Below are 18,253 nucleotides of genomic sequence, written 5' to 3' on the forward strand. Positions count from 1 at the left end.
GAGCAGAACATAGCCACACTAATCCAAAATGGTAAATATATTTTTTACATTATACAGGATTAACTGATTCATTAATGCGACGCTCCGCCCTTTTCCACAAAAAAACACTTTGATGATACCTTATTGTAATGAGTATATTGGGATATTACAAGCAGGCACGAATGAATATTTAATGATTAAGGGCAGCTAAAAATATCCCTTCTGCACATTTAAGAATTTTGGGAAATTGGGAAAGCGGAAGCGGATTGATTCCTTTGCCCAGCTCTAGTGTAAACCCCGGACGCTTAAATTCTTGAATAAACCAATCTTTATATCCGGCATGGCTGTTTACATAGCGAATTGCACGGTAGCCGCTTACTCTTTCAAATTCCTTTGCAAGATTCTCTGATTCTAAAGGTTCAAAGCCTTCATACCCCCAATAAAATTCCTCCCCTTGGGTGTGAAAGGCTATTACGCAGTCAAATAAATTATTTTTCGCTAAATCAACCATGGCGACTGCTTCAGGTTCCGTTAGCGGTGCAGCCCCGGGGAAGTCTCGCGGTGCAGGTGCCTTTTTCTGTTTGTTTTTCTTGCAAATGTCCCAGTTTGCCGGAAATTGGTTATTCAAATCAATTCCATTAATATTGGCTTTCCAATGAATGAAATCATCGCTTCCCTCGTTGATTTCCATGACATGATCTCGTAAATTGGAACGTGGACCGTTTAAAACGAGATCTACCCCGTCAGGATTGACCATCGGTACAATCGATAACTCGACTTCATTGTACAGTTGAATGGCCTGAATACCTTTCATTAAAGCTCCATTCGTTAAAGAGAGTAAGTACTTATTGACCAGGCTCATCAAAACTATAGTTGTAATCCATTCATTTGCATGGAATGAGGCATTCATATGTATTTTTTTTGCTCCCTTTCCAATCTTGATTTCTTGAATTGGATTACCTAGAACACTGCTGCCAATCGTATTGACGGCGATAAAAGGATATACCCTTATGAAGTTATTGATCAATTTAACCAGACTTTTATAATCACAAGGAGATTTTGAAGTAATAAAAGGTGTCACCATTTTTTCAGGAACAAAAATGGTCTCACCCACTTTTAACTGATCTTCTTCCTTTTTTTGATTAAGTAATAGAAGTGTATCAACAGTTAGTTTTTTGGCATCAGCTATTATCCAAAAGTTATCTCCCTCTTTTATCGTATATGGAACTGTAACATACCCTGGCAATTGAATTTTATCTGCTGCATTCAATTTATCTGGATTAATATTTGGGTTGGAATCTACAATGAGATTTAATGGCAGCCTAAACAAACTGCTGAAATAGGACAATGTATCCCCAGGACGTATAATAACTTCCATTTCCTTCTCCTCCCATCATAAAGAATCATATGAGAGATCATAGAAAAAATGATAAAAAGAAAAGCCCGAATCTTAAAACGGACTTTTGCAAGTAAACCTATTGATTTAATTTATTTTTAATAAGCCAGGCAGCCCCAAGCACACCTGCATCATTTCCTAATGTGGCCAAGGCTATATCGGTGGAATTCCTTACTGCTGAAAAAGCAAATTTTGCAAAGTTTTTATTTACTGCATCTAATAAAATATTTCCAGCTTTTGAAACGCCGCCGCCCAAAACAATTTTTTCAGGATTTAACGTGTTGGCAATATTAGCTAACACGAACCCTAAATGGAAGGAAACTTCATCCAAGACTTTCTTGGCCAACTGATCCCCACTTCTGGCACAGTCAAATACATCTTTAGCGGTGATTTTCCCATTTTCCACAAACAGTTTTCTTAATTCACCTGATGAATCATTTTTATTTAGTTCTATCATCGCTAAACGAACAATTCCAGTGGCTGAAGCAACCGTTTCAAGGCACCCTGTCTTTCCACAATTACAAGGAGAACCACCAGACGGAATCGCTGTAATATGCCCTATTTCACCTGCTGCACCATTTATACCTTGGACAATATTCCCATTAGCAATAACACCACCGCCAACACCAGTGCCTAATGTGACACAAACAAGATCCTTTGCACCGTTACCGGCGCCCTTCCACATCTCGCCCAATGCCGCACAGTTTGCATCATTTTCAATCGCAGCCGGGAGGGAAGATGCCGCTTCAAGACTTTCTTTAAGCGGATAGTTATCCTTCCAGCCTAAATTTACCACGTTTAAAATAATTCCAGTTTCATAGTCTACAGGCCCCGGTGCACCCATTCCAATTCCTACGAGTTTGTCTTTGGTTTCGCCAAGCTGGGCAAGTTTTTCATCGATTGCAGACGCAATATTTGTGGTAATATTCTGTCCTTCATTGGAATTATCCGTAGGAATTTCCCATTTATGAACGATTTCTCCACCCATCGTAATAAAAGCTATTTTAGTAGTTGTGCCACCAAGATCGACACCGGTTATCCATTGTTCTGCCACAAATTCTCACCTATCTTTGTTTACTTTTTTCTTTTTGTATTTGTATTTCATGTCTTAAAATTAAAAGTGCAGTTTGAAATTCCCTCGTTTCAATCAACTGCGCCTGATATAACTCTTTTAATTCTGACTCCATCAGTTCAAGGTCTCCAACACGATCACCAACATAAATAAACGTTCCAAACTGCTTTAAAAATTGCTGAATCTCATAAATCGTTTTCATTTCTGCTATTCATTCCCTCCTACTCCGCCGGAAGATTGAAGATGTTGATTAATTTCACGTACCAAATCAGAATATTGCTGTTGCTTTGGTTCTAGTTTATCCGCCTTCTCTGCATTTACTTTAGCACTTTCTACATCATTTTGCTTCAAGTTGATCAGTGCAAGATTAAAATAGGCTTCATCTAATTTAGGATCAAGCTTGATTGCATTTTGTAAATTTACTTTAGCACTTTCTACATCATTTTGTTCCAAGTTGATCAGTGCAAGATTAAAATAGGCTTCAACAAATTTAGGATTAAGCTTGATTGCTTTTTGTAAATGTTCCTTAGCATCGTTTAGCATTTCCTTCTTGATTTCCACAAATGATAAAAGGAAGTATGTTTTTTCGGATAGGTTGTCTACCCTCTCTTCGGATTCTTTTAAAACCTTGTAGGCATGATCATAATTACCTTGATTAATATATTCTTGCGCCATCAGTAAGTTAGCATTTTCATCATTCGATTCAGCTGATGAGCTAAATCCATAAGTTATTGCTCCCCATACAATCACAGCTGAGACAATAAAAAACAGCATTTGCCATAACAGTTTTTTCTTTTTAGGAAAATGGACAACACCTGCTGCCAGAAATCCACCAGCTAACCCGCCTAGATGAGCGTAAACATCGATTCCTGATGCTGTGAAACTAAAGACAAGGTTTATTCCAAGAACAACGATCAAATTTATACCCATTGTCCGGGAAAATAATTTTGGAAAGATTACACCAAAATACAATAACGCACCGAAACAGCCGTAAATTGCACCACTTGCCCCAGCTGAGATGGTAGAACCAAAGATAAAGCTGGCAATACAACCCGAAACACCCGCAAACATATAAATAAATAGAAAACGAACATTACCAAATATTCTTTCAACCGTCGTGCCAAGAAAATACAATGCAAGGGAATTCATTGCCAAATGCACAAATCCAATATGCAAGAAAATGGGTGTGATAAATCGCCACCAATCACCCTCGTAAATTAATGGGCTTACCATTGCCCCATATTTTATAAGTGTAGAAGTATTGGTGCTGCCGCCATGTAGTTCAAGCCAGAAAAAAACAGCTAACTGAATAATGATAAATAAATAGGTAAAGAAGGGTTTTCCATTAGAAAAAATGGCCCTTTCCGTATTTTCTTTTTTAATAGCATAATCTAATGCTGCTTTCTTTAAGGACTCAACATCCTGTTCAGGATATTCTTCTTCAAAGGAAAAGTAAATCTCTTCCCCCAATCTTTCGGAAATTCTCCCAAAACCATTATCATATTCCCCTTTTGCTAACAAAATTGAGCTAACTGACGTTTTATTTCCTTCCGGATAAACAAATGGTTTTGATAATCGATTTTCATATTCATCAACAGGATGAAATTGACTGATGTAAATATTCATCACGTTTACCTCAGGTCGGCCAAGTTGTTTGCGGACTCTTTCCCCGTTGGAAGCCGTAAACTCAATATCTCTTTGCATGGCATTGCTCCAATCTAAATCATGGAGAAGCATGCGAATAATGGGAGTCTTCTTATTTTCTAACTTTTCAAGCCATAATTCTTTTTGATTATCAAACAATTGAATAATTCGATAACCATGATCAGAGATGAAAGAATAGGCAAGTCTCCAAAAGATGTAACTCTCTCTTTTATTCATATCTCCCCCGCTTTCTATCATAAAGTGCCATTCCGAAGTCATCCATAATGACAATTTGATTATTATTATGTACTCATTTTTACCGCATTACTTTCATTATAAACGAAGTGAGTGGTTTACATTGCTGAAACTACCTGAAATGAAGATATTTAATAATTTCGACAAAGAAAACTCATCGATTAACGGGCCCTTAAGTACGGTTCATGAGGTGTAGTCCGTCAATAAACACAGCTTTTCGACTACGAAGTTATGCTCATGAAGCTTTCCTTAGTGCACTTATACCTGAGGAGGGTATACTACCCTATCGGCCAAAAAGTAAAAAACCATCTGTGGTTTTCACCATTCAGATGGTCTTCCTAATACAGATTGCATTATTTTATTTTTCACGCCAGGAACTCTCATAATGGATCCAACAGCAAGCCGGCGCATCCAGCTGGTGCCAAGCAGCACATTGATAATACGATATCGGTATCGGAATGCTAAATAACCTATGGATCCAATCATAAAAATCGATGTTAACATTCGAGACATCATACATCCCTCCTGCTATTATTCTGTGATGGCGGCAGCTATTTTATCCAAAGTAATTGAAAAAAAAGAGCGGATTTCATTCTAATTAGATATTTTTAAACACAGGCTCCATTGTCTTCTTTAATACTTGTACAGAATTCGTGAATTTTGCCATTTCCTCTTCATTTAAATCAAGTTCAACTACTTCTCTGACTCCTTTTCGGTTTACAACTGCTGGTACACCAATGTAAATATCGTTTTGTCCATATTCGCCTTCAAGATATGCAGAAACAGTAAGAACAGAGTTTTCATTTCGTAAAATTGCCTTTGTAAGTCGAACTAGGCCCATGGCAATTCCATAATAAGTGGCACCTTTCCGCTCAATTATCTGGTAGGCAGCATCACGGACATTTAAAAAAATCTGATTAAGATCTTCTTGATTAAATCCATCTTTATTTTTTGTCCACTCAGAAATGGATGTACCTGCGATATCGGCATGGCTCCAAACAGGAAGCTCTGTGTCACCATGTTCACCTATTATATAAGCATGAACATTCCGAGTATCAACATCAAAATAATCTCCTAGTAAAAAGCGGAACCGTGCGGTATCTAAAATCGTTCCGGAGCCAATTACCCGTTCTTTTGGGAGGCCGGAAAACTTCCAAACTGCATAAGTTAAAATGTCTACTGGGTTGGTGGCAACTAGGATAATTCCATCAAATCCACTTGCCATAATTTCTTCGACAATACCTTTAAAAATCCTCGTATTTTTTTCAACTAAATCAAGCCGTGTCTCACCAGGCTTTTGGTTTGCGCCCGCTGTGATTACAACTAAATCTGCCTCACCGCAATCCTTATAATCTCCATACCAGATTTTTGTACGTGATGGAGCGAATGGAAGTCCATGATTTAAATCCATCGCGTCTCCTTCTGCCTTTTCTTTATTTAAGTCAATTAACACTAGCTCTTCGGTAATGCCTTGATTTAAAAGGGCAAACGCATAGCTTGAACCAACAAATCCTGTTCCAATAAGTGCAACTCTATTAACACGTTTTAACAAGTCTATTCCTCCAGTAATATGTTTTTTAGGTGTAATTAATCGTTTTTTAATTCCTATTTACAATCCTTTATTGCTTCAACAATTAAATAAAACCTAATATATCAATATTATAACAATTAAAGTTAGATTAATTTGTAACTAGAACGATCACAATTGCTACCATTGCGGCAAAGAAGCCGGAAAGAAAATTCACCAAATCATTATCCACTAGAGGAAGTCCTTTTATTCTTGTTGTTGGCAAATGACAATGATTCTTTTTCTCAGTCTCCAGGCCACAATTCTCACAAACATACACTTGTTGGTAAAAAGCACCGATTACGGTATCGATGATATTACCAATAAAACCAAATAGAAAAACAAGTAACGTTAAAAAGATATCTATATCAAATATCCAATAACTGATTATTGAAATAAGAAATGATCCTGCAAGTGCAGCAGCACTTCCTAATAAACTGATCGCACCTGATGTCCCTCTTTCAATTCGCTTCAATGTACGGATGTAAATCGGATTCTTTCGGCTTAAGCTGCCGATTTCTGATGCCCATGTATCTGAATTAGCACTTGAGAGACAAACGATAAACCCAATTAGCCAAATAAGATCATGTTGAAGATAATGAATGATGCTAAAAAGTCCAGCTCCTCCCCCGTTGGCCATCACTTGGCGCCAATCTCTTGTAGAGCCTTTAGCCAATTTTTCTTCGATGCTCACTTTAGCAGAACTTTTATATTTTGACCAAAGACTGGAAGTGGCAAAGAAGACACCTAGTAATAGAAGCCCTCTTACACCAAAACCAGCATAAACAGCCAGACCAACCAAAATTGCTGCTGTTGCACCAGATTTAGTCAAGGATTTAAGGAGGTAACCACTAATTCCAGTTACGAAGATCCCAATAAAAATTAATAATTCGTTTATCATTTTATGTTAATGGTCGTATCGTTTGTAATAATTTTAAGAACCGGAATATCGTGCTCTTCCACAGGAAATTGCGGGATGATTTGTTCTTTAAAGGCGAGTGATAGGGTTTTACCGAAGTAATTTGGTAAGTATCGGTCATAATATCCACCACCAAAACCGAGGCGATGTCCTTCCATTGTAAAAGCTAAACCCGGAACAATTAAGAGATCAATCTTATCCGCCGAAACTTCGGTGGTTAATGCTTCAATTGGCTCGAGTAATCCATAGTAAACAGATTCAAGCTGAGAAAATTCCATTAATGTTCTAAAGGTCAATCTTTTTTCTTTCGGATGACATTTTGGTACCACAACTTGTTTTCCCAGTTCCCATGCTTTACGGATAATTTGATATGTATCAACTTCTGGCTGTTTCGAAATTGTAATCCCGATTACTTTTGCTTTTTTAAAGTCTTCATCTTCAAAAAGCCTTCCTGCAATTTTGAAGGAAAAATCTTCGTAGAGGGGTTTAGAAAGCTGTGAGAGAGAATCCTTTACCTGATTACGGACCAAATTTTTATCATTCATAAATGGAACCTCCTAACTTTTAAATAAAGAAAACTCGCCGATTGACGAGCCGTTAGGCGAAGACAGAGGCGTAGTTGCCCTTATGCCTGATAGGAAAGTTTATACTTTCCTATCGGCCAACAAAAAAAGCAGCAGGAAGCCCCACTGCTTATTTTGTTTCACGATGTGTTGTTGATTTCTTGTCTCTTGGGCAATATTTCTTAAGCTCAAGACGATCTGGGTTGTTACGTTTATTTTTTGTTGAAATATAGTTACGATCTCCACACTCAGTGCAAGCTAACGTAATATTTACACGCATGTCAATTTCCCTCCAAACGATTAAGCTAGTTCGTGCATACGACTTTTCTATAATATCATTTTTCAAAAGGAAATGCTAGTGTTTTTAAAGAAAAGCGTACGCACCCGTAAAGCGGCGTATGGACTGGAATACTATGAGTTATCGTAGAGAAAAGGGCAAAGTACGCTAGACGCTGGAACTGGGCAGTAATTAATGTTAAGTGCTTCCCAAACTTTTTATTAGAGCTTTTTCTATTGAAATCAATTCGTTTTTGCTTGAACCAGTAATAGTCCAAGTGTTCATTTTACTTGTTTCGTGGGGTGAAATGGACATCTTTACGGCAAAAATACTAGCAGCAGGCCCTTTTGCCATTGGCTGATACTTTAAGTTTCCCTTTTGAATTGAACCCCAAATTTGATCGGTGTAGGCATTCCATTGTGGAATGGCTGTGTATTCTATCTTGTCTGTTTTATTGTATTGTGCGTTAACGAGAAAAACCTTTTGATTTGCGTGATGAAAGATGTGACGATCTATTGGAGAAACAAATACAAGATGGTCTTGTCCCACATATAAAAAATAGTGCATAACTAAAACTTTTATCTCTTTCGTCTGATTGCCGTGATTACTTACATAAACGCTTGAAAAACGAATGTTAGAGTAAAGTTGTTCTTGCTTCACTTTTATAATTAATTCTTCGTCGTAAATGACCTTTTCCGTACAGTTTTGCAGCCAAAAATACTGGCCATTTACCCAGATGCCAGGAACAAATTGGAGTATATCTAACGGTAATATTGGTTTAGGGGTCTGTTGATTTATTTGTAGATCAGTTAGGTTCATCATCTTCTACACCTTTTTACATATTATTTGTTGTTACCTTTTGCTCATTCTCATTTACTCGTTTGTTTAATACTGTATCTGCCATTACTCTGTTTGTTTCTGAAGCAATCCGTTTCCATCCATACAAGCTTTTAACAAATTCCCTTCCCTTTCTACCAATTCCTTCTGCTTTCTCTGGATTATTCATTAGGAAATCAATTTGTTCCAACAGACTTTTGGCATCTCCAGGTACCATCAGCAACCCTGTCTGGAAGTGTTTCACAATCCCTTTCATACCACCCGTATTGGAGACAATCGTGGGTTTCCCAAGGATCATTGTTTCAAGTGCAACAATGCCAAATGGTTCATATAGGCTTGGTATGACTGCCATCTCACTTCCTTGGATAAGCGCATTTCTTTGTTCATCGGTAATATAACCAACAAAAGCAACGTATTTGTCTAGCTTTCTCGCAGTAATTTGTTCCTGATAGGTTTCGAGCATCGGACCTTTCCCTGCAACAACAAAAAAACAATCTAGTTCCTTCTCTTTGGCAAATGCTGCTGCCTCTAGAATTGTTTCAAAACCCTTCTCCTTTACAATTCTACCAATAGAAAAAATGTATTTTCTTTGTAACAGGTTAGGAAAAATATCTTCAATATTTCGTTCTACTTTCAAAGGTTCAATACCATTTGGAATGACGGTAATCTTTTCATCTTGGGCATTAAAAATGGATATAAGACTCTCCCTCATGTACTCACTACAAACAATAATCTGATCAGACTCTAGGATTAACTGTTGTTCCTTATCATGGATAAACTGCTGCATGTCAGTATGAATACCATTATTCCTTCCATGCTCTGTGGCATGAATAGTCGTTAATAATGGGACACTGAGCGACTCCTTTAATGCAATAGAAACTGCACCAACCAGCCAATCGTGTGCATGGAGAAAATCAAATTTAATCTCTTCAGTTAGTTGTTCTGCCTTGAATGCCATTGCTAAATTTAGGCCGGCAATCCACGAAAGGAAATGATCATCCAGGTCATTTAGTGGTTTTACACGATGTACATTCACTCCATTCATTTTTTCAAATGATAGAAGCCCGTTATTTTCCGCCGTTAACACATGGACCTCATGACCCATCGCTGCCAAATGAGTGGATAATCCGAATACATGTCTTGAGAGACCGCCAACAATATTAGGTGGAAATTCCCAGCAAAGAATTAATATGTTTAATGGCCAATTTATTAGCTTATTACAATCTGAGTCATCTTCCTCGGAAAAAATATTATTCATTGTTCTCCTCCAAGCTGTTTGATTTCAGGTAATAGCTGTAAGTACTTACGTGTTTCATCCATTTTGGGGGCTGGTCTTCGTATCGCTGGAATTGTAACAAATCCTTCTTGTATACATTACCGTTTGGAATTTCTGGTGACGGTGTACGGATGCAATTAGAGCGATAAAGTGGAAAAAATTCTGTGTCTGAAAAGTAAACGCCTAATTCAGCAACATAGCAGCGATTTTCCGCCAATCCTTTAATAAACCAATGTCCACTGTCGTAAGGAACAGATATTCCATGAAAGTGATGAGCATTTTTCCCATTAAAGAATATATCTGTTACATCATATATTCTTACAACATGTACAAGCTCTTCAAACTTTCGATTAAAAAAGAGCTCAATAATCTTCTTAGGTAATTCGGAAACATCCCAGAAAAGGATCATCTTTCGAGGGGTAACAAGCTTTGCCTTCAACTCACCCTTTAATGGCATTACATCTGATAAAGTAACGTTTTCCGAGGAATTTAAATCCTTGGAAGTTTGGTTATTACTCTTTATCATTAGTTCACTTTCAGTAAGATCCATCCATTTATTCCAACGATATTGAACTTTACCAACAGTTGTATTGAGTTCTGAGGCAATCTTGCTAAATGATAATCCATCCCCTCTTAATTTAATAATTTCATTTATCATTTCTTTCCTCCATTCTGTAAACGATCAACATATGTGCAATAAATTCAAATAATTCGAAAATAATTAATAATTTTATCGTATCATCAGAATTGGATGCATACAATATACACAATTTGTCGTATCTTGCTAGTCCCTACAGCATACATGTTCAAGGACTGGAAATTTTTTAAGGTTTTAGGACAAAGGCATCTTTCTACAAAAGTCAACAAGCCTCATTTTGGCGTATCCAACTTTTTCGACACTATTTCGCATGAAATAAAAAAAGATGAAGCTAATGATTAGCCTCATCTTTTACAAACTATTTTCAACTCTTTAAGCATTTAAATTCATGCGTTTTCCAGTTACCAGATAAATAACATTCTCAGCAATATTCGTTGAATGATCCGCGATCCTTTCAATATACCTACAAACAAATGCTAACTGGATAATCTGGTTTGTTGCATTCGGATTATGTGGGATACAGCTCAATAGCTCGTGTACCAAGTCCCCAAACATTTTGTCCACTTCATCATCTTTTTCCGCGCATTTCTTAGCTATCTCAATATCTTCAGAATAATAGGCAGTTATAGATTCAGAGACCATTTCTAAGGCCTTCTCCATCATTTTAGGTATATCAATGATTTCTTTAAAATGCTCTTCATTACCGATATGCAATGCAGATTTTGCAATATTTACTGCGATATCTGCCAACCGCTCCACTTCGGATGAAACTTTTAATGCTACACTAATTTTTCTTAGATCGGTTGCTACAGGTGATTCCCTTGCAATTAATAATAATGCCTTATTGTTAATTTCATAATCCAAATCATCGATTTCATTATCTCCATTAATTACCTTCTTTGCCTTGTCCATGTCTTGATTTAACAGAGCCAACATCGCTTCTTTAATTGCTAGTTCCGATTTATGGGCCATTTTTAAAAGCATTTCTTTTAACTCTTTTAAATTATTATCAAAATTTGCTCTTGTACTCATTTATGCCACCTCTTCATCCGAATCTTCCAGTAATATAACCTTCAGTACGTGAGTCTTTTGGATTTGAAAATATAGTAGAAGTTGAATCTAGTTCAATTAATTCACCCATTAAAAAGAAGGCAGTCTTATCTGACACGCGTGATGCTTGCTGCATGTTATGGGTTACAATAACAATTGTATATTTATCTTTTAATTCTAAAATCAATTCTTCTATTTTTAAGGTAGAAATAGGGTCCAACGCAGAAGTTGGTTCATCCATTAATAAAACATCCGGTTTTGTCGCTAATGCTCTAGCGATACATAACCTTTGCTGTTGTCCTCCTGATAATCCAAGTGCAGGTGCAGTCAAACGATCCTTTACTTCCTCCCATAAAGCCACATCCATTAATGATTTGATCACAACCTCATCAAGGTGCTTCTTTTTTTTGATTCCATGAACCCTAGGGCCATAAGCGACATTATCATAAATAGATTGTGGAAAAGGATTTCCCTTCTGAAAAACCATGCCAACATGTTTGCGAAGTTCGACAAGATCGATTTTCTCGTCTAATATATTTTTCCCGTTGAAATTAATTTCTCCAGTCATTTTAACATTTGGAACCATATTGATCATCAAATTTAGCGTTTTAATAAAAGTGGATTTGCCGCACCCGGACGGTCCAATAATCGCCGTAACCTCTTTATTGTTAATTGGAAAGTTGACGTCCTTTAATGCATGATGATCCCCATACCATAAATTTAACTTATTTATATCAAATACTTGTCTGGTCAATATTGAAGTTGTCATACTATTTCCCCCTTATCCAAACCTTCCAGAGATATATTCTTCCGTTTTCTTGACGGAAGGATTGGTGAAGATTTTTTCAGTCGCATCGTATTCAATTAAATCACCGCTTAAAAAGAAGGCTGTTTTATCAGATATACGGGAAGCCTGTTGCATATTATGAGTTACAATTATGATTGAATAATCGTTTTTCAATTCAACAATCAGCTCTTCAACCTTTGCATTGGAAATAGGGTCCAATGCTGAAGATGGTTCATCAAGGAGCATCACAGTCGGTTTCATCGCAATCGTTCTAGCAATGCAAAGACGCTGTTGCTGTCCTCCTGAAAGTGAGAGTGCAGATTTATGAAGCCTGTCTTTTACTTCATCCCACAATGCTGCTTTTTGCAGGCTCTCTTCCACCATTTGATCAAGTTTACTTTTATTTTTTATACCTGCAAATTTTAGTGCATGGGTAATATTTTCATATATTGATTTTGGAAAAGGATTTGGCTTTTGAAATACCATGCCAATTTCTTTTCGTAATGCCACCACATTTATTTGTTCAGACAAGATATTAAGGTCCTCATAAATAATTTCTCCTTGGGCCCTTGCACCGGGAATCAGGTCATTCATCCGGTTAATACTTCTTAAAAACGTAGACTTTCCACAACCTGAAGGTCCAATCAGAGCTGTTACTGAATTCTTTCCTATATCCATAGAAATCCCATTAACTGCTCGTTTTTCCCCATAGAATATTTCTAAATTATTTACTTTTAATATATTTTCCATTTGCAACTGGACGGTTGATTGTATAGTTTGCTCTATAGTTTCCTTTTCCAAATATGTTGTAACCATCCGTTCTCACCTGCCCTTTATTTAGTTGCAGTAATTTTTTTATGAATCATGCTGCCAATCCATCTAGCTAATAAGTTAAATAGTAAAACCGATATTACTAACACGGCTGCCGAACCACTTGATATTTCCTCAACATCAGGAACTAGCCCTTGTGTATTAACTGACCAAATGTGTACTGCAAGGGTTTCAGCAGGACGAAAAATATTCAATGGTGATTGATCAGAAAATGGGTTCCAATTTGTATAATCGAGTCTCGGTGTTGAAAGACCTGCTGTAAATAATAGTGCAGCGGCTTCACCGAATACCCTTCCCGCAGCCAGGATTACACCTGTTAAGATCGATGGGAATGCAGTTGGTAAGATAACGGTTTTAATTGTATGCCACTTGGTAATCCCTAAGGCAAGACTTGCCTCCTTTAAATCACGAGGCACTGAACGAATTGCGTCTTCACCCACCCGTACAATGGAAGGAAGGTTTATAATAGTTAGCGCTAAGGCACCACCCAGAATGGAGTACCCCCACCCTGTTATGTTAACGAACATCAATAATCCGAACATACCAATAACAATCGATGGTAGAGAGGCAAGAACCTCAATACAGGAACGAATAATATCGGTAACCTTACCTGGCTTAGCATATTCGGCCATATAAATGGCACCGCCTAAACCAAGGGGAATAGCAATCAACATTGTAATAAAAAGAACATAGAAAGAATTAAATAGTTGATCACGAATCCCCCCGCCAGCTCTTACGTTGCTAGAAGGAGTGGTTAAAAAATCAAAAGATACATGTTTAAGTCCATTCACTAAGATAAACGAGAATAACCCAACAAGAATAGAAATGATTATTATAGCAATGGCAATAAACACACCAGTGGCTATTCTGTCAGCTGTTTTGCTTTTCATTACATCTTCCTCCTTGATGAGAGATAACGAATCAGGAGAATAAACACAAAAGACATCACTAATAAAATAAAGCCCATGGACCAGAGTGTATTATTTTCTACACTTCCATATGTTGTATGACCCATGTTTAACGTGATAATTGTCGTTAAAGTTGCTGACGCATCTAAAAGATTTGAAGGTAAATCCCTCACGTTTCCGATTACCATCTGTACGGCTAAAGCCTCTCCAAATGCACGTGCCATACCGAGAACGACCGCCGTAAGTAATGAAGGAAGTGCTGCAGGGATAAGCACCTTTCGAATGGTTTGCCAGCGTGTTGCACCAAGAGCGTAAGAGCCTTCCCTTAAATTCTTTGGTAAAGAGCTCATCGCATCAGTTGCTATAGTGGTGATAGTTGGTAATATCATAATAGATAGGACAATGACACCTGAAAGTAAACTAAAACCAAGTCCACCAACATGTTCCCTTATAAATGGCACTAATACTGTAAGCCCGATGAATCCATAAACAACAGAAGGAATTCCAACTAATAGCTCAATGACTGGTTGTAATATTTTTCTTCCCCAGGAAGGCGCAATCTCTGTCATGAATATCGCGCCGCCAATACCTAATGGAGCTGCTACAATTGCTGAAAGAAATGTTACAGCAAATGAGCCGAAAATAAACGGGAAAGCACCATATTCCGGATTGGCCTTATTTGTAGGATTCCATTGTGTACTGGTTAAGAACTCAATAAGACTGACACCATTTTTAATAAATGATTGTAAACCCTTAGTGCCTAGAAATATGGTAATGGATATGGTTGCGGATATCATGATCACGGCACATATCGTCACGAGAATCTTTCCACGTAATTCCCCGTCCATCCATTTTTTTTCGGATTTTAACAATCTTTCCTTAGCCGGAATTATCTTTTCCATAATTCACCAAACACTCCTAAAAATACGTCATAATGGGGTAAATGCCTAACGCATTTACCCCGGTTTATTCATTTAAAACATTTTATAAATTCTTTTGATTTCCTTTTGCATCACGTTCTACTTTCATTTTTGTAACAGGAAGATATCCTTGTTCTTTTAATAAAGTATTTTGGATATCATCTGACATTAAATAGTCTAGGAAAGCTTTTGCTAAACCATCAGCTTCACCTTTAGTATAAGAATGTTGGTATGCCCAAACAGGGAATTTACCGGATTGTACATTTTCTGCAGTTGGTTCGATACCATCAATTGAAAGTGGTGTTACAGAATCATCAGTGAAGTATGAGAAGGCAAGGTAACCAATTGCACCTTCTGTTTCGTTAATAATTTTCTTAACTGTGTTAGAGGAATCTTCAGTAATTCCTTCGGCTGGTGTTGCACCATCTAGAGCGAATTTATTGAAAATAGCTCGTGTTCCAGAAGAATCAGGACGGTTTACAAGAACGATCTTTTGGTCTTTTCCGCCAAGTTCTTTCCAGTTAGTAATTTTTCCAGTGAATACTTTAATTAAATCTTCTTTTTTAATATCTTTAATACCAACTTTAGGGTTAACAGCGGCAGTCATACCTACAACAGCTACTTTATGGTCAACTAACTGATCAGCTGGGATACCTTCTTTTTCTTCAGCAAATACATCTGAGTTACCAATTTGAACAGATCCTTCAGCAACTTGTGATAAGCCTGTACCAGATCCGCCAGCATTTACTTGTATATCAACATTTGGATTTTCATTCATAAATTCTTCAGCTGCAGCTGCGACTAATGGCTGCATTGCGGATGAACCAGAAACGCTTAATGAACCGGAAAGTTCTTTCTTTTCTTCAGTTTTTGGTGTTTTGTCTGTTCCTTCTGTCTTATCTGTAGAAGCTCCGCCTCCACAAGCAGCTGCGAATACCATTAACGCTGCGAATAATGTAAGTAGGCTTAATTTTTTCAAACTCTTCATTTCCTATATTCCCCCTAAGGTTTTTGTTGGTGATGATGTTTGTCTGCCTTACATGTTTAAGAATAAGGCATGACTGTAAACTGCGTTTTAATGAATTGTAAAGGTTTTGTAAATTTATTTTGTTCTTTTGTAAAATCAACAAAAACCTTCGATTGACTAGATTTTCTAACATCAGTTTACAAATTCCCAGTATTATGTTGCTCATAAAGAATGTACTGTATGTAAAAAAACCCGCCTCAAACGAGACGGGTTTTTCAAAATTTTATTGCCCAGATTGCTGGCTGTTTTGAGTTGTGTCAATATTATCTGCTTGTTGGGTGCTTGTTGCAGTTCCATCGTTTACCGGACGTGACTTCTTCAAGTCAAAATAGGCATCCAATACTCTCTTGCCGATTGTCATATTAATACTTGGTCCCGTATTTCCTTGATATGCCCATGGTACAAGTACGGCCATTGCCACTTCCGGATTTTCATATGGAGCAAAGCTGACAAGACTTAGGTTCATGACATCTGCGTTCTTTTGCGATTTAACTGGACCGTCATAAAACGCTTGTGCTGTTCCTGTTTTACCAGCTGGGCTATATGAAGCACCTTTAAATGTACTAACCCCAGTACCGTCACCAACCTGCATAACCATTCGGAAGCCCTCTTGAACACGCTTAATCCATTCATCTTTCATATCTAAATGATTTAGCACTTTCGGTTGGATTTCTTCGACTATTGGACCTAATTCATTATTTTCCATGATCGGTTCGCGAATTTCCTTAACAATATGCGGCTGTACACGATTACCACCGTTCGCAATCGTAGACACATACTGTGCGAGTTGGATTGGTGTATACGTATCATACTGGCCAATCGCAAGGTCAAGAAGTAACCCGGGCTTATTCTCTGATCCTGGAAAGCCACTCATTTCATTTGGCAGGTCAATCCCTGTCCGGGTACCCAGACCAAATTGACTAAATGATTGCCGCATGGTATTAAATGTCTTTTCAGTGTCTAATACGAGCGGTCCGTTTGGAACATATTTGCCATTTCCCATAGCAATAACAGTTTTCCACATATAAACGTTGGATGATACTTGTAATGCTCTAAGATCATTAATGTTTCCAAATGTCTTCCAGGATTTTTTAGGTTTTGTTCCTTTGATTAGTAATGGCTCATCAACTAAGTATTCCCCTGGACTAATAGCGCCGGTTTTATAACCAGTTAAAATGGTCGCTCCTTTGACAGCTGAACCAACGTTATAGGAGGTGGTAATATTTCCACCAGCAAAATCCTTCATTACCGTTTTGCCGTCCTTATCCTTACCAATTTGCTTTCCAGCAAGTGATAACACTTCACCAGTATGTGGGTCCATTAATACCACAAAAGCACGATCCAAGAGGCCCGTACCTGGTTTTTGCTTGGCACTCCACAATTCCTCTTCAATAATTTTTTCTACTTGCTGCTGCAGGTCCATGTCGATTGTTAAGACAAGGTCTTTTCCACGCTTTCCCTCCGAAACGACTTCAGTAGATAGGATTTTTCCTGACTTATCCGTTACATTCTTTACTTTTGCCTTTTGACCATGGAGGACATCTTCGTACTGAAGCTCGAGATAACTTTTTCCTACGCGGTCATTTCGGCTGTAGCCACGTGCGAGATATTCATCGAGTTGTTCCTTAGGTATACCTGCCTCAGATGTAGTTACATCACCTAAAATTGATTTTAAGGTATCTCCAAATACATACATTCGTTCCCAGTCCGTAGTGGTATCAACTCCTGGGAGATTCTCTAAATTTTCACTGACCACTGCAAATTCTTCCGAAGTTACATCTTTGTTTTTGACTATTTGTGGTGTTAATGCATAGCCGCTATTAAATTCCCTATAGATAGCAAGCGTTTCAAGTTCTTCTCCTTGAATACTTGCTACTTCTTCATCTGTAACTCGGTCAACCTGCAGTTTATAAATTTGCGCATCATCTAATTTTTTTTGCTCATAAAGATCCCATTCTTTTTTAGTAATTTTTGCTTTTGCTTCTTTAGGGTGTTTAATGATCCAAAAATCCTTTTTATCTCGAACAGGAACTTTTGATGTATCTTTGTATATAAATTTTGCTAAATGTTCTGCTGTTTCGAGCATTTCCTTTTGATTGGTATTTTGGTTTTTAGTGTAAGTAATTGCATTTAACGGGGTATTATCCACAATGATTTTTCCATTTCGATCAAACATTTTTCCCCTTGGCACGGGATTATTAACGGTAATATCCTCCGTTCGTTCAATTTCACGTTTAAAATCATCACCAAAGACAATTTGTAATTCGCCAAGGCGAAGAATCAGAATGGAAAAAAGCACAAATACAACAAAGAATACCATGTTCAAACGAAACGTAACATGTGTCTT

The 18,253-nt window shown here is 37.5% G+C and carries 19 protein-coding genes; all 19 read right to left on the reverse strand.

The window, feature by feature from the left end; genetic code table 11:
- Positions 1-169: 169 nt before the first annotated feature.
- Positions 170-1,357 (reverse strand): M14 family metallopeptidase, encoded by a 1,188-nt coding sequence (locus V7150_RS06190; RefSeq protein WP_335514964.1) that lies wholly within the window; start codon positions 1,355-1,357, stop codon positions 170-172.
- A gap of 97 nt (positions 1,358-1,454) precedes the next feature.
- Positions 1,455-2,429, reverse strand: a complete 975-nt coding sequence (locus V7150_RS06195; RefSeq protein ID WP_335514966.1) for an ROK family glucokinase — start codon at positions 2,427-2,429, stop codon at positions 1,455-1,457.
- Positions 2,430-2,439: 10 nt separating this feature from the next.
- Positions 2,440-2,649 (reverse strand): YqgQ family protein, encoded by a 210-nt coding sequence (locus V7150_RS06200; protein ID WP_283919468.1) that lies wholly within the window; start codon positions 2,647-2,649, stop codon positions 2,440-2,442.
- Positions 2,650-2,654: 5 nt separating this feature from the next.
- Positions 2,655-4,370 carry a rhomboid family intramembrane serine protease gene (locus V7150_RS06205; RefSeq protein WP_335514970.1) on the reverse strand — a complete coding sequence of 572 codons (1,716 nt, stop codon included), beginning with the start codon at positions 4,368-4,370 and terminating at the stop codon, positions 2,655-2,657.
- A 294-nt stretch (positions 4,371-4,664) separates the two neighbouring features.
- The gene (locus V7150_RS06210; RefSeq protein WP_335514972.1) at positions 4,665-4,859 is read right to left on the reverse strand and encodes a hypothetical protein; all 195 of its coding nucleotides are present in this window, start codon (positions 4,857-4,859) and stop codon (positions 4,665-4,667) included.
- Positions 4,860-4,944: 85 nt separating this feature from the next.
- A complete protein-coding gene (locus V7150_RS06215; protein WP_335514975.1) occupies positions 4,945-5,898 on the reverse strand; it encodes an L-lactate dehydrogenase in 954 nt (317 codons plus the stop codon).
- Positions 5,899-6,025: 127 nt separating this feature from the next.
- Positions 6,026-6,814 (reverse strand): DUF92 domain-containing protein, encoded by a 789-nt coding sequence (locus V7150_RS06220; protein ID WP_335514977.1) that lies wholly within the window; start codon positions 6,812-6,814, stop codon positions 6,026-6,028.
- Positions 6,811-7,377 (reverse strand): 5-formyltetrahydrofolate cyclo-ligase, encoded by a 567-nt coding sequence (locus V7150_RS06225; RefSeq protein WP_335514981.1) that lies wholly within the window; start codon positions 7,375-7,377, stop codon positions 6,811-6,813. The genes V7150_RS06220 and V7150_RS06225 overlap by 4 nt, the downstream gene beginning before the upstream one ends.
- A gap of 148 nt (positions 7,378-7,525) precedes the next feature.
- Complete coding sequence (rpmG, locus tag V7150_RS06230; RefSeq protein ID WP_256234289.1) at positions 7,526-7,675, reverse strand: 50S ribosomal protein L33; 150 nt, start codon at positions 7,673-7,675, stop codon at positions 7,526-7,528.
- Between the two features lie 195 nt (positions 7,676-7,870).
- Positions 7,871-8,491: a hypothetical protein gene (locus V7150_RS06235; RefSeq protein ID WP_335514987.1), complete on the reverse strand. Its 621-nt coding sequence runs from the start codon at positions 8,489-8,491 to the stop codon at positions 7,871-7,873.
- A 16-nt stretch (positions 8,492-8,507) separates the two neighbouring features.
- Positions 8,508-9,767, reverse strand: a complete 1,260-nt coding sequence (locus tag V7150_RS06240; RefSeq protein ID WP_335514989.1) for a glycosyltransferase family 4 protein — start codon at positions 9,765-9,767, stop codon at positions 8,508-8,510.
- Positions 9,760-10,443: a DUF4912 domain-containing protein gene (locus tag V7150_RS06245; RefSeq protein ID WP_335514992.1), complete on the reverse strand. Its 684-nt coding sequence runs from the start codon at positions 10,441-10,443 to the stop codon at positions 9,760-9,762. Before V7150_RS06245 ends, V7150_RS06240 begins: the two co-directional genes overlap by 8 nt.
- Positions 10,444-10,755: 312 nt before the next feature.
- Positions 10,756-11,415 (reverse strand): phosphate signaling complex protein PhoU, encoded by a 660-nt coding sequence (gene phoU / locus V7150_RS06250; protein WP_335514996.1) that lies wholly within the window; start codon positions 11,413-11,415, stop codon positions 10,756-10,758.
- Between the two features lie 13 nt (positions 11,416-11,428).
- Complete coding sequence (pstB, locus tag V7150_RS06255) at positions 11,429-12,202, reverse strand: phosphate ABC transporter ATP-binding protein PstB (RefSeq protein ID WP_335514999.1); 774 nt, start codon at positions 12,200-12,202, stop codon at positions 11,429-11,431.
- A gap of 12 nt (positions 12,203-12,214) precedes the next feature.
- Positions 12,215-12,970: a phosphate ABC transporter ATP-binding protein PstB gene (gene pstB / locus V7150_RS06260; protein ID WP_335515216.1), complete on the reverse strand. Its 756-nt coding sequence runs from the start codon at positions 12,968-12,970 to the stop codon at positions 12,215-12,217.
- An 83-nt stretch (positions 12,971-13,053) separates the two neighbouring features.
- Entirely contained in the window at positions 13,054-13,941 is an 888-nt protein-coding gene (gene pstA, locus V7150_RS06265; RefSeq protein ID WP_335515002.1) for a phosphate ABC transporter permease PstA, read from the reverse strand.
- Positions 13,941-14,861 (reverse strand): phosphate ABC transporter permease subunit PstC, encoded by a 921-nt coding sequence (gene pstC / locus V7150_RS06270; RefSeq protein ID WP_420490259.1) that lies wholly within the window; start codon positions 14,859-14,861, stop codon positions 13,941-13,943. Before pstC ends, pstA begins: the two co-directional genes overlap by 1 nt.
- Positions 14,862-14,943: 82 nt before the next feature.
- Entirely contained in the window at positions 14,944-15,867 is a 924-nt protein-coding gene (locus tag V7150_RS06275) for a phosphate ABC transporter substrate-binding protein (protein WP_335515005.1), read from the reverse strand.
- Positions 15,868-16,129: 262 nt separating this feature from the next.
- A complete protein-coding gene (locus V7150_RS06280; RefSeq protein ID WP_335515223.1) occupies positions 16,130-18,226 on the reverse strand; it encodes a peptidoglycan D,D-transpeptidase FtsI family protein in 2,097 nt (698 codons plus the stop codon).
- Positions 18,227-18,253: the final 27 nt, after the last annotated feature.

This window comes from Neobacillus drentensis (assembly GCF_036965245.1).
Taxonomy (GTDB): Bacteria; Bacillota; Bacilli; order Bacillales; family Cytobacillaceae; genus Neobacillus; species Neobacillus drentensis_G.